We start from the raw sequence: 13,620 nt of genomic DNA on the forward strand, positions 1-13,620 counted from the left end.
CAAGTTATGCAGCATTTTCATCTATCGAGTGGATGCTAAATTATACCATTTTAATTCTTTCACTCTTTCATTCCTTCATTCTTTAATTTTTCAATTCACCTCTTTCCATAAAGCTTATCAATCAGGTCCTGCCGACCGATACGGCGTAATTCATTTATGATATTCCGGCGTTCCTCCGGTTTATACCAAAAAAAGAACTGTCGCTGTGCCAGCTTTTCTTTTTGCGTTTTAGCACTAAATACCGGCTCCAAAGTATATGGATGAAATCCGGTATACCAAGCTTCCGTTGCTACCGTCATTGGTGTAGGAGTAAAATCCTGTACCTGTTCCAGATGAAAATCCAGACGTTTGGTAATAACCGCCAACTCTGCCATATCTTCTTCCTTACAACCGGGATGGCTGGAAATAAAATAAGGAATAAGCTGCTGGCGCAATCCTTTTTCGCAATTGATCCGATCGAATATCTTCTTAAACTCTCCAAACTGGTTAAATGAAGGCTTACGCATAATAGAGAGAACACGATCACTGGTATGTTCCGGTGCTACTTTCAACCGTCCGCTTACATGCTTTTCAATCAGTTCACGGGTATATTCGGAAGTACTTTGATTGACCGCAGGATCTTTACTCTGATGTAACAACAGGTCATAACGTACCCCGCTACCGATAAATGATTTTTTAATACCTGGCAGCGCATCCACCGCATAATAGATATCCAGCAAAGGGCGGTGATCGGTATTCAAATTAGGGCAAACTTTAGGATGAATGCATGACGGGCGCTTGCATTTCCGGCAAATATTCTCATCTTTTCCTCCCATTTTGTACATATTGGCCGAAGGACCTCCCAAATCACTGAGATATCCTTTAAAATCGGGCAACTGCATGACCTCTTTTACCTCTTTCAGAATAGATTCCTTACTGCGGCTCACAATAAATTTGCCTTGATGTGCCGATATTGTACAAAAAGCACATCCTCCAAAACATCCGCGATGAATATTCACCGAGAACTTAATCATGTCGTAGGCAGGAATACGCTTCCCTTTATATTTCGGATGCGGCAGACGTGTATACGGTAAATCAAACGAACCATCCAGTTCTTGCTGTGTCATAGGAGGATATGGCGGATTGACGACTACCACACGTTTATCGACCCGTTGCAGTATACGTGAGGCAGCATATTTATTGGACTCTTCTTCGATATGTCGAAAATTACCCGCCTGTTTTTTTTTGTCTTTCAGGCATTCTTCATGAGAATAAAGCTCTATATCTCCTTCCGCACGGATAGATTCCATCTCAGTCGCATTGCACAAATAAGCTGTTTGCAAAATATCTGTCGGTATCTCCACAGAAGATTGCATACGCTTGCAAAGCTCCACAATCGGTTTCTCACCCATACCATAGATAAGTAAGTCCGCACCACTGTCACATAGAATACTTTTCTGCACCTTATCCTGCCAATAGTCATAATGACTCAACCGACGCAAACTCGCCTCGATTCCACCTAAAACTACCGGGACATCGGGATAGATTTTTTTCAATATCTGACTATATACAATCGAAGGATATTCCGGACGCATATCCGGACGACCGTCCGGAGTGTAGGCATCTTCGCTGCGAAGGCGCTTATTGGCCGTGTATTTATTCACCATTGAATCCATACACCCTGCCGAGATACCAAAAAAAAGACGAGGGCGACCCAACTTCTTAAAATCGCGCAAGTCATCACGCCAATTCGGTTGAGGAACAATAGCTACCCGTAATCCTTGCGCTTCAAGGATACGGCAGATCACTGCCGGTCCGAATGAAGGATGGTCTACATATGCATCTCCACTAAACAGGATAACATCGAGCTCATCCCACCCGCGCAATTCTACTTCTTTTTTTGTAGTGGGTAGCCAATCGGTAAGTCGATATTCTTTCATGCTGCGAAGATACGGATAATTTCGCTATACTAATGCATGGATAAAGCAGAAGATAAACCATCCACATACGGCTACTTTGAGTACAGTGCCCAAAAGAAAACCTATAAAAGCCCCGAATCCGGCTTTCAGTGCATGCCTCGTTTCCTTGCCGCCCAACAACTCTCCTATAAATGCACCGGCAAACGGACCAATAATAACACCCCAAGGCGGAAATAGAAAGAGTCCGGCAAACGTACCGATAATACAACCCCAATTTCCCCAACCCGTACCTCCGAATCGTTTCACTCCAAACATCGGGACAAAATAATCGAGTATCTGAATCACTACGACAAGAAGTAACCAAAAAAAGAGTTGCAACGGCGTAAAAGTGACCTTATCGGTAAGTTGAAGCAGTACTAAAGCCACATAAGCAATAGGCGGCCCCGGCAACATAGGGACAATACAACCGATTAGCCCTACCAACAGGCAAATACTCCCCAAAATAATCAGAAAGATATCCATAAATTATCCGATGCGTTTGATGATAGAAATAAATTCTTCATTCGTCATACCGAAGTCCTGCTCACGATAGTTCACAAAATCCTCCAGATAAGCACTCGCTATACCATCCATGATATCTTTTCCATCAAGACCGAGTTCATCAAGCATAAAACGTATCAATCCCTGATAAGCATGAATGGTTTTTATTCGTTGATCGGCAGCCGGTACAGACATCATCTGGCATTGATGCTCATTACGGGCAATAAGATAAACGGTAGCATAGAATTTATCTACACTACCATATATACTGTTTATTTTTTTAATTGCCTTTCCCGGCAGTTTTTCTAATTTCTGTTGTATTTCACTCATCCTGGAATAGTAAACTGTAAAGTCATCTGCTCACCATCATAAATTTCGCGAAAGCCGATGCCTTGCTCCGACAAATATTCTTTTAAGTCCTGAAATGCATTGGCATTATCCATAATAATCTCCACAGTATCACCGGATTCAGCACTACACATGGCCTTTATGGCTGGAATCAAGGGACTGTAAGCAGTCGTCCCACGAGTGTCGACAGCAATCATGACTCCTCCTCTTCTGCCTCTTGCGAATTGAACCAGACAAGATATAACTTTATAAGTTGCTGCAAACCGAATGCTTTCATATTGTTGTGATAAATCACATCAATGCAAAGATCGAGCAGGTCCTTACTGTCTTCCTCCTGACTGGCAATAAGTGAACGGATATTGAGCTTGAGTTTATCGAGAACAGCTTCATCGACAATACCGTTACTGTCGATAAGATGACGAAACAACGCATATTTTTCAATTGTTCTCAAATTCTCTTCTGAAACTTCCATAGTGCGTGTACCACTGGGATTTGCTTGTATGGTATACATAATCTTTTTATTTTAAAGTTAATGATAGCGACAAAGATAGAATTTTTTAGTGATTAATGGTAAATGATGAATAATTAATTGCTAACCCGTTTATGAATCATTCATCATTTAACATTCGCCATCTTCCATTAAGAGTCTATTTGAATTTTCCTCTTAAAAGGATTTATCATCAAAAAAGTTTAGCACTGCCGCCATAATTGCGGCCCGATCAGCTTCCGACTCTATACTTTCAAAAGGAAATCCCATTACAAACGTACGGTAATCTCCACGATAAGCAATACCGGCACTCTGCTTTCCCGGATGATAGGTAAATACGGAAAAAGCTGGAGCTACAGGGACGATACAGTCCGGTGCAGTTACCGCATACATTTTCTCGTTAGGCAAACGGGGAATCGAAACAGTACGCCCCAATCCATCGATCTGTCCGGAACGATTATCCCGAAGCGATTCCTGATAACCATATTTTAATACTTTCTCGGTAAATTCCCGATTCCCTTGCGAAGTGCTCATGTCACTTCCCACATAAGAACCACTGACTAATATATTCCCTCCCGACTGACAATAGGCAGTGATGATCCGTTGCATAGCCGAAGAAAAAGTCTTGTAATAAGCCCGGTCGGTCGTATTCTCCTTTTCCAGCCCCAAGATGTAATCCACAATCGGGTACTCTTCCAATTGTACTCTTTCGTTTTCTACCGCCTCATCGCTACACGATACAAAACTATATCGTCCCGTCGCCTGAATCGCCTTTCCATGAATAAATGAATAATCGAAAGTATTTCCGATGATTTTCATACCTTCCAACTCACTGCCGCTATCTCCCAGACTCCCCTTTCCTTCCTTACCGGCTTGCTTACGGTCAAAACCGGTCTGCGGACCACAAAGAGAAATATTGTATAAATAAGGAACTCCCGGATCTTGCTCCAAATCGAAGCCGGCAGTGGTAGAAGTATTGATAACGGCAGGTCCGCTTAAGCGATCGAAACCATTAACAATAAGAACTTTTCCTTTTTCGTTCTTTGCTTTATAAGCCGATAAAATCTCAGAAGGGAAACTTTCACCACCACGGTTCACTGCCGTAACTTTGAACGAATATACAAGTCCCGGCTCTATTTTGACCACATACGACGGTTTATTTACCAATACTCCATTATCAAAACCACCATAACCGACACGGGTATATACCATATACTCCCGCGGGGTAGCCGTTGGCTCAAGAGGATCATTTTCTCCCTGCCAGGATAGTTCCAGTGTATTCTTTTTCTTCCCGAAGCGGATCGCAAAATTACTCACTGGAAGCGGTTGCACAACAGACTCTTTCCCATGTTGACTATTTATGAAACGGAGTACCCCCTTATAAATAGCACGCCCTACCGTAAACTTAAAATTAGGATCATGTCCCAACTGCATATCGGCAAAATTCTGATGTGACAACAATTCTATAATGGTGGAAGGAACAGAAGGTAAACGCGTTTCACTATAATTCCGGTTCCACATGCTACGGCGTGTCCAGGGGATATTGTAGGCAGCACGAATATCATTCTGTATTTGAGTCAGCAAAATATCCGACAAGTCGCGTGAAGCATAACGGTCTATCCCCGTATTCAACTGCCCGTTATTGAAATCCGTCGTATATATCCCCAGTGAACCGATTATTTCGTCCGTCCTGCTATGCCCTGCATCGCTATGCAAAGCAACTGCCATCTCCAACGGTACTCCCAATCCTTTCTCTTTGGGATTAAACACCGACCCTCCGGACAAATAATTCAATGCATTAGAACGTACATTGATGTCGTCGGTATAATCATTTTCTCCTTTCTTGCCGGCATATACCTCGTAAGGCATACCACCCCATTGTGCTGAGTAACGTGCTCCCTCCAGATAACGCGGCAATCCACTGACATTACCACCTCTCGAAATATTACCCATACCACCGCCAAAACGTACTGCATCTGCACATACTACCCCGTCCTCCTTACTCTCATTGCTGAGCACCACCATGCCATAATCGTTATTACCCTTATCAAATTCAAAAGTTCCTAAGTAGACCCAAGTCCCCCCACCTATTTGCTGGTTAACCTTAAATTCGGTAACTCCCCCCTTGTGAAAAACAAGATATTTAGCATCGCTCACACTATTGGGCAATGTCTGATAAGAAACATATACAGCATAATTACCACTCTCCGGAATAGTAGGGATCCACTCCGCAAAAGCCTTATTCTTTTTCTTTTCGGTACGGGCATAACGGGCAGTACCGTCCAAAAACGGATTCTCCCCATCTCTATAAACACGTTTCGTCCGGGCAAAACCTCTTTTAGCGGCTACTTCCCAACGAGCTTTACGACTTTTCACTTCCAGATAGACAGACCCGTCTTTCGTGTCATTATCAACAATCACTTCATTCTTCTGCGTATCACGCTCACGCGGAGTAAATACATTGGCGCCTGCATTCTCAAGCATCGGAATGACATAAGGAAGAATAAAGGACTGGGTAAATAAGTCCTCAGTAGTACAGAAAAGCCGGGGACGCTGCCATCCCCACTCTCCTTTATCGTTTTTAAAGTACTGTCCATGACTTTGCCACAAAGCGATATGACGATTGTCCAGTCCACGCGAAATTTCATAGGGACGTGACATATTCTTCACCCATGGCGCCCCTTTATAATCAATATTCAAAGAAAGACGTGTCTTATCCTTTTTCTTTTTTCGGTAAACATTAGGAATGAGATCTTCAATCGGTTTACCGTCAGCATAGATCGTGACATCAAAAAAACGTACAGGACCGGGAAGAAGATTTTCCACCTGATTATAAATATTCTCTACTGTTTCCGGGAGAAAAGGCTGGTAAGCAAAACTCTCGGAAGCTTGTATCGTCAGTCGTTTACGGTCAAAATCAATCTCTACACTCTTGAGTGCGGGTCGGTTGATTTTTGCAGAAACAGTGGTATAATTACTGAAGAAATCAGTTAGTCGCTCTTCTACGTTCTTTTCGATGGCCTGCGCAAAGAGCAGGGATGTCCCTGCAATAAGGAACAACAGGAATAGGCATAGTTTTCTCATAAAACTCCAATCATTTACCATTTATCCGCAAAAATAGAGTAAATTCCTCTATTCTGTGTATAATTCACGTAGTTTATCCAAATCCACTTCAAGGTTATCGATCAAGTACCTTTCTATTCCTCCAAATTCTTCGTCTATTACCCGGAATGCAGTTTCCAAATACTCTTTTCTTACGGTAGTCAACGGCTTCAACTCCGGATGCTCCCGAGTGATGAATTCATATTTTTTGGTGATATGTTCTGCAGACAGCATATAATCCTCCGTTACAGTCTCACGATCGACTCCCAAAGCCGACAATAACAATGCGGCAGCGATACCGGTCCGGTCCTTTCCCGCAGAACAATGAAAAAGAAGCGGAGCGTTTTCTTTCTCCGACAGGATACTGAAAAACTCTTTGTATACATCCTGCATATTCCGGATGACATATGCATACACTTCCTCCATAACGGCGCTCAGATTATTTCTATCAAAATGGGTGATACCACTCATATCGCCCGCTTCAATTGATAAGGGTATGTGCTTGGACACAGTTTGCGGCAAACGGTCTATGGCGGCGTTTTTCTCTGCTTCACTCCTGAAGTCGATAACCGTACGCAATGGCAATAAAGAGAGATAATCTAAATCCATTGCAGTCAGTTTATTCATATCGTCCGAGCGGAAAAGCATTTTCCATTTTACACACTTGCCATAAACCGTACGATAGCCACCCAAGTCACGCATGTTATAAGCTCCCGCCATAGGAAGCAACCGACAGTAAGTTTCTTCTTTCTTCATATTAGTAGTTTTTTTATTGATAAACAAAAAAAGAGTGAAGAATTCCCGACTCTTCACTCTTCCTTTATGATTCTTTACTGATTGTTATAGCGGAATATACTCCACGAATGCTTCCATTGCCTCATAAGAAGCAAGACCCAGATTATCGTAAAGTGCAGCCGTACCACGGTTACGGTCTTCGCTACGTTGCCAGAACAGACGTTCGTCGTTACCTAAGAACGGTGCGCTCTCCATCTGTGACTGATGTTTCAAAATAGAATTACGTTTAGCACGTAACTCTTCCGGGCTGATAGGCACTGCCATCTCAATATTTTCGATTTCCCACTCTGCCCACGCACCACGGTACATCCAGATACGGCAGTCTTTCAGCCACTTGGCACCTTCCTCCTTTTCCAAATCAATAGCAGCAAACACAGCATCCGTACAAACACGGTGTGTACCGTGCGGATCGGCAAGATCGCCTGCTACAAATATCTGATGAGGTTTCACTTCACGAAGCAAATTACGTACGATTTCCACATCGGCTTCACTGATCGGATTCTTCTGAATTCTACCGGTTTCATAGAACGGCATATCCAAGAAATGGCAACGATCCAACGGAATATTATTATATGTACAAGCCGTCCGGGCTTCACCACGACGAATCAAGCCTTTGATAGTCAATATATCGCGTGAATCCATATCACCGTCCTTCTTTTCCTTAAGGAACTTACGGATTTCCGTATATTTCTCATTGATTACTTGGTCTTCGCTGTTATTGAATATCTGGTTGAAACCATTAATAAAGTGCAGGAAACGAATCACTTCCTCATCCCCTACTGCAATGTTACCCGATGTCTGATAAGCTACATGCACTTCATGTTTCTGCTCTACCAAACGGCGGATGGTACCTCCCATAGAAATCACGTCATCATCCGGATGCGGAGAAAATACGACAACACGTTTCGGGAACGGTTTGGCACGTTCGGGACGATACGTATCGTCAGCATTCGGTTTTCCACCGGGCCATCCGGTAATAGTGTGCTGCAAATCGTTGAATATCTTGATATTCACATTATATGCCGAACCGAAGAGAGCCAACAATTCGCTCAAACCGTTTTCGTTATAATCTTTATTAGTAAGTTTCAAGATCGGTTTACCTGTCAATTGGCATAACCAAACGATAGCACTACGAATCAGCTTGTCGTTCCATTCACAGGAAGTCACCAGCCACGGACGCTGGATACGCGTCAGGTTGCTGGCAGCCGAAAGATCGATCGCTACATGTGCATTGTTGTGCGTCTGCAGGTAAGAAGCGGGAATCGTATCCGTGATAGAACCTTCCACACATTCTTTTATCATACGGGCCTTGTCTTCACCCCATGCCAGAAGATATACTTTCTTGGCTCCCAAGATTGTAGACACACCCATTGTAATAGAGCTGATAGGTGTATTATCGATAGTTCCGAATATTTTGGCAGCTTCGTTACGCGAAGCACTATCCAATAAAATCAGACGAGTGGTAGAATTCAAACGCGAACCCGGCTCATTGAAAGCAATATTACCTACACGACCGATACCTAACAGGGCAATATCAACCCCTCCAAAACTTTCGATACGCTGCTCGTACAAACGGCAATATTCCAGAATCGTATCTTTTGCAATGCTTCCATCCGGAGTAAATACATTCTGCTTATCGATATCCACATGATCCAGCAACATTTCTTTCAGAGCATTGAAATTACTGTTGATGGCATCAGAAGACAGAGGATAATACTCGTACATATTGAATACGATCACATTGCGGAAACTCAAACCTTCCTCTTTATGCATACGAATCAATTCCGCATACACATTGCGCGGAGAATTACCACCCGGCAACGCCAATACACAGAAGCGCCCTGCTTTTTGTTTATCGCGTATTACTTGTGCTATTTCACAAGCGATGTGATTGGCACCTTCTTCTACAGATTCATAAATATCGGTAGGGATTTTTTCAAGTCGGGTCAATACCGACCGTTCAAATGCATTCTCCGGTCTGTAGTATCTGGGGGAGACCCTGTTGAGAGTGATTTGAGAACTTAAGTTTGTTTTCATAAATTCTTTAATTAAGTTATGTTAGATTCAAGTCGTGCGACTGTTTTTCTGAACGACAAAGATACAAAAGAAGTTTATTATAAAAACTACCTTATTGTAGGTATTGTTGCCGAGAAAGAGCAATTTTAACGTTTGTTTATTTAACCAAAGAAATATGTAGGAAGCTAAAGCCGGAAAGCATCTGCATCTTTCCACACAGGAAACTTATCGCGCAATTGCTGCAAAGATATCAGGCTGAGCGAAATGGTTTCAATACCTTCTTCCCCATCCGGGACAGAAGCCAAGACTTCTCCTTTAGCAGAAAAGACAACACTGCCTCCATTATAAATGAGTTTATTACCATCTACGCCTATGCGGTTCACCCCGCACACATAACACATATTTTCCAATGCACGGGCACAAAGCAAAGTATCCCACGCCAATCTTCTTGCCTGGGGCCAGCTCGCCATATATATCAGCAGGTCATATTCATTGTTTACATTCCGGCTCCATACCGGAAAACGCAAATCATAACAGACCAGCAGACAAATATTCCACCCCCGATAAGAAATAATCAGCTTATTGTTTCCGGCAGAGAAATATTCCGCTTCATTCCCCATACGGAAAAGATGTCGCTTATCATAATAGAATTCTTCCCCTTCCGGGGTAATAAAGAAAGCACGATTGTAATAATTACTCCGTTCGCTACAAATAAAACTGCCACAAAGGGCAAGCTGAAAATCAGCCGCCAATTCCTTTAAAATACGTACTGTAATTCCGGATACCGGTTCTGCAAATTCCCGGCTTTTCATCGTGAATCCCGTAGAAAACATTTCCGGCAAAACAACAATCTCCGTTGTTCCGCGAAGAGCATGTAGCTTTTCACGAAGCATACGGAGATTTTCCTGTTTATTTTCCCAGGCTATATCTGTCTGAACGATTGAAATTTTTAATGGATGCATCATTTCGTTAAACACCAGCCTTTCCGTTTCTGATTATTACTCGTTTATATTTCGCCAATGGAGAAATTTTCCGGATATTTCCCTTTGAAATTCTTGAAATAAAGTTTGATTTCGCGCATATCCTTTTCAATATCTCCCGTAGGCATAATGGCTTTGGTGGAAGATATTGTTTTGGTAGCATAATCTATGCCGATAAGGACAATAGGGACTTGCGCCTTCAATGCAATATAATAGAAGCCTTTCTTCCAGTTCGGATTTCGTTTGCGTGTACCTTCCGGCGTAATAGCCAAATGGAATTTCTTGCTATTGGCAAACTGCTGCGCCATCTGGTCTACTAATGATGTCTTACGTTTCCGGTCCACCGGTATGCCGCCCACAGCTCTAAAGATAAGTCCTAAAGGAAAAAAGAACCATTCTTTCTTCATCATGAAACTGGTTTTGCGTCCGATAGCTCCATAAAACAGTTTACCGATAAACAAGTCTAAATTGGTAGTGTGCGGTGCCGCACAAATAACACATTTATCATAATTGGGCACCGTCACATTTGTTTTCCAGCCTAAAAGGCGATAGTAAATAAAGCTATAAATTGCTTTTTTCATTCTCAGTTCAATTTCGAGATGGCATCAATAATTTCATTTACTTTTGCATTGAAGTCGGAACGGAACTTTTTATAGAATCCTTTTACATTACCCGGCTCAGTATGACTGATACGGCTAACGAATTCATCCTGCATTTTCAGGATTTCAGCCATAATATCTTCTGCTTTTGCCTTGTCCGTTCCCGGAATAAACATAGCATTGACCAAACACTCTGCAAATAATTCTCCCGAAATATAATTTACTGATTTTTTAAGTTCTCTTCTACTTGCCATAAGTTCTTCTTTTTTAGTGTGAATATTGAATATATGAGCGGTAAAGATAGGAACTTTCTTCGGCTTGAACAAATAAATAATTAAATAATAAGACAGTTAATGGGTAATGGATTAATGAAAGAATGAAAAGAATGTATCAATGCGCCAATTGCTCTCCATCCCCGAATAACCCACCGGCATATTTTTTTTCATTCTTTCATTCTTTACATTCTTTCATTAACCCATTACCTCATAGCATATTGTCACATTATTAAATCAACTCCGATTCCCGGCAAATCATTGAGAGTGATTTTACCGTTTATAACTTCCATACCTTTAAAGCGGTCATTGGAGATAAGAAGGTTACCATCCAAATCGGCAAAATCAACAACCGGAGAAAGCTGTGCTGCGGCCGATACAGCGCAAGAAGTTTCAGTCATACACCCTACCATTACTTTCATATCCAGCGCACGTGCCAGCGTCACCATCTTCCAGGCTTCGCGCATGCCGGTACATTTCATCAACTTGATATTTATCCCGGTAAAAGCACCTTTCAAAGCGGTCACATCATTAAGGCGTTGTAAAGACTCATCGGCAAATACCGGCAACGGACTTTGCTGGGTAATCCAAGCAATATCATCCAATTGTTCTTTGGGCATAGGTTGCTCGATCATCACGATGCCCTGTTCTTTTAACCAATGAATCATATCGAGCGCATATTGCCGGTCCGACCATCCTTGATTGGCATCGACCGCTATCGGCAAAGCACTCACAGAACGAATCGTACGAATCATCTCTTTATCATTATCACGCCCCAACTTAACTTTCAATATATTAAACTGTCCGGCTACTTCCCTGGTTTTCCCGCGCACCACATCAGGCGTATCGATACCGATAGTAAAAGTGGTAGAAGGAGTCTTTTCTTTATTCAGTCCCCAGATTTTATACCAAGGAGCTCCTAACAATTTTCCAACCAAATCATGCAAAGCTATATCGACTGCTGCTTTGGCAGCTGTATCACCCGGACTGAGGCTGTCGACGTATGCCAGGATATCTTCCAACCCGAACGGATCGCTAAACTGCTCCAGATCGACTTTCCGCAAAAATGCCATTACGGTATCCACCGTCTGACCCAGATAGGGCGGCATAGAGGCTTCGCCGTATCCGGCCACCCCTTCGTACTCTATCTCCACCTGTACATCGGGAGTCGTAGTGCGCGAATAAGAAGCTACGGTAAACACATGCTTCAACTTAAGCTCGTAAGGAAAAAATCTCATTTTCATCCTGCCTCCCTTACCGAGTTTATTGACAGAGAAAAGAGCCGGACCCGATTTTCCGGCAAACACATTATGAATACCTAAGCCGGAACCAATGGCAGCTAAAGTGGCCGTCTTAAGAAAGTCTCGTCGATTTTGCATAATATACACTTTTTAATGAGGAATGAAGTGCTTTTAGTAACAGGTAGCCGACAGTTCCTATTCTTCACCCGTCATTTAATTATAATATGGATTCGTAAAGGTCGTATTCAATTCTTTTTCCTTATTTATATAAGGCAAGAAACGAACGGCATGGAGCAACCGGCCGGTATTGAATGCATCGTATTCTTTATCTTCCGGATTGAAACTGCTGATGTGCACATCGCCCAGCGCATGTATAAACCTCTTATTACCCAGATAAATACCGACATGAGACACGCTTTCCTTTTTGTCTGCCGTTACTTTCCGGCCGAAGAATATAAGATCACCCGGCTCTATATTACTGAAATCGGAAGCAATACCGATACGCTGCCCCACATAAGCCTGCTGTGAAGCATCCCGGGGAATAATGATATCGTGCATAAAGAGCACCGTCCGCACCAGACCGCTACAATCGACTCCCTTCGAAGAAGTGCCTGCCCATAAATAAGGAATACCTATCATTGTATACGCTGTACGGATAATACTTTGTGCATCCATTTTCAATTCAGAACGCCATTTTGTTTCCGGCTTGGCTATCGATTTGGAGATATAAGCCAATCGGCCGTCAGGATAAGAAACCCGATAGAAATGCCCTTTACTCCCCTCCCATTTCAAACGATTACCCGCCACTACATCCGAAACAGTCTGTGCATGTTCATTCGGCCGCTCGTATGTAAAACCATAATGGGCCGTCACAATAATTTTCTCCGCACGGTTCCACTCGTCATACCTCTGTTTAGACATGGGGGTAACCACCAGCCGGTGTACCCATCCGGTATAATCGTCCGGTGTCTGAATCTCATACCAACCGGTATATTGCAACACCTTCACCGGCATTCCCAGCAAAGCCTGAGTAGTCATACCGGAAGTAAATTTACCCTCATCCCGCATATTACAAACGGAGACATTGACAATAGCATAAGCCGAATCGGCAGAAACGGAACAAATTTCTCCTGCTTTCATGTTTGAAATCATGAAACACCACAGAATAATAAAAAGGATACGTATCTTCATTGAATAATGCCTTCTAACTTCTACACAATTAATAGCAAAGATAAGAATTGAACGAACAATAAAGAAGAAGTTTGTGTTTGTTTTTTAGCAAAAAACAAATAATTGACGTACTTTTGCACTCATAAAGCAGTTGGCCGGCCTGTCGCGTGCG

At 42.6% G+C, this 13,620-nt stretch carries 13 protein-coding genes; all 13 read right to left on the minus strand.

Going from position 1 to position 13,620, the window contains the following annotated elements; translation table 11 throughout:
- Positions 1–95: 95 nt before the first annotated feature.
- The gene (locus QVP90_RS16215; protein ID WP_007482090.1) at positions 96–1,919 is read right to left on the minus strand and encodes a YgiQ family radical SAM protein; all 1,824 of its coding nucleotides are present in this window, start codon (positions 1,917–1,919) and stop codon (positions 96–98) included.
- A gap of 24 nt (positions 1,920–1,943) precedes the next feature.
- Positions 1,944–2,420: a DUF456 domain-containing protein gene (locus QVP90_RS16220; RefSeq protein WP_005931137.1), complete on the minus strand. Its 477-nt coding sequence runs from the start codon at positions 2,418–2,420 to the stop codon at positions 1,944–1,946.
- A 3-nt stretch (positions 2,421–2,423) separates the two neighbouring features.
- Positions 2,424–2,768, minus strand: coding sequence for a hypothetical protein (locus tag QVP90_RS16225; protein ID WP_005931135.1), 345 nt, complete (start codon positions 2,766–2,768; stop codon positions 2,424–2,426).
- Positions 2,765–2,983, minus strand: a complete 219-nt coding sequence (locus QVP90_RS16230) for a sulfurtransferase TusA family protein (protein WP_005931133.1) — start codon at positions 2,981–2,983, stop codon at positions 2,765–2,767. Before QVP90_RS16230 ends, QVP90_RS16225 begins: the two co-directional genes overlap by 4 nt.
- Entirely contained in the window at positions 2,980–3,297 is a 318-nt protein-coding gene (locus tag QVP90_RS16235; protein WP_005931130.1) for a hypothetical protein, read from the minus strand. The genes QVP90_RS16230 and QVP90_RS16235 overlap by 4 nt, the downstream gene beginning before the upstream one ends.
- A gap of 153 nt (positions 3,298–3,450) precedes the next feature.
- Entirely contained in the window at positions 3,451–6,357 is a 2,907-nt protein-coding gene (locus tag QVP90_RS16240) for a golvesin C-terminal-like domain-containing protein (protein WP_021937014.1), read from the minus strand.
- Between the two features lie 48 nt (positions 6,358–6,405).
- On the minus strand, positions 6,406–7,131 hold the full coding sequence (locus tag QVP90_RS16245) for a tyrosine-protein phosphatase (RefSeq protein ID WP_021937015.1): 726 nt from the start codon (positions 7,129–7,131) through the stop codon (positions 6,406–6,408).
- Positions 7,132–7,215: 84 nt separating this feature from the next.
- On the minus strand, positions 7,216–9,207 hold the full coding sequence (locus tag QVP90_RS16250; protein WP_005931122.1) for a glucosamine-6-phosphate deaminase: 1,992 nt from the start codon (positions 9,205–9,207) through the stop codon (positions 7,216–7,218).
- Positions 9,208–9,371: 164 nt separating this feature from the next.
- Complete coding sequence (locus tag QVP90_RS16255; RefSeq protein ID WP_264381109.1) at positions 9,372–10,148, minus strand: amidohydrolase; 777 nt, start codon at positions 10,146–10,148, stop codon at positions 9,372–9,374.
- 44 nt (positions 10,149–10,192) lie between these two features.
- Complete coding sequence (locus tag QVP90_RS16260; RefSeq protein ID WP_005931113.1) at positions 10,193–10,747, minus strand: lysophospholipid acyltransferase family protein; 555 nt, start codon at positions 10,745–10,747, stop codon at positions 10,193–10,195.
- Between the two features lie 2 nt (positions 10,748–10,749).
- Positions 10,750–11,019, minus strand: coding sequence for a hypothetical protein (locus QVP90_RS16265; RefSeq protein WP_005931110.1), 270 nt, complete (start codon positions 11,017–11,019; stop codon positions 10,750–10,752).
- A 242-nt stretch (positions 11,020–11,261) separates the two neighbouring features.
- Positions 11,262–12,416 (minus strand): dipeptide epimerase, encoded by a 1,155-nt coding sequence (locus QVP90_RS16270; protein WP_021937017.1) that lies wholly within the window; start codon positions 12,414–12,416, stop codon positions 11,262–11,264.
- 75 nt (positions 12,417–12,491) lie between these two features.
- Entirely contained in the window at positions 12,492–13,469 is a 978-nt protein-coding gene (locus QVP90_RS16275; protein WP_021937018.1) for a C40 family peptidase, read from the minus strand.
- Positions 13,470–13,620 lie beyond the last annotated feature (151 nt).

It is taken from the genome of Bacteroides sp. CAG:189 (assembly GCF_000432295.1).
Taxonomy (GTDB): Bacteria; Bacteroidota; Bacteroidia; order Bacteroidales; family Bacteroidaceae; genus Bacteroides; species Bacteroides salyersiae.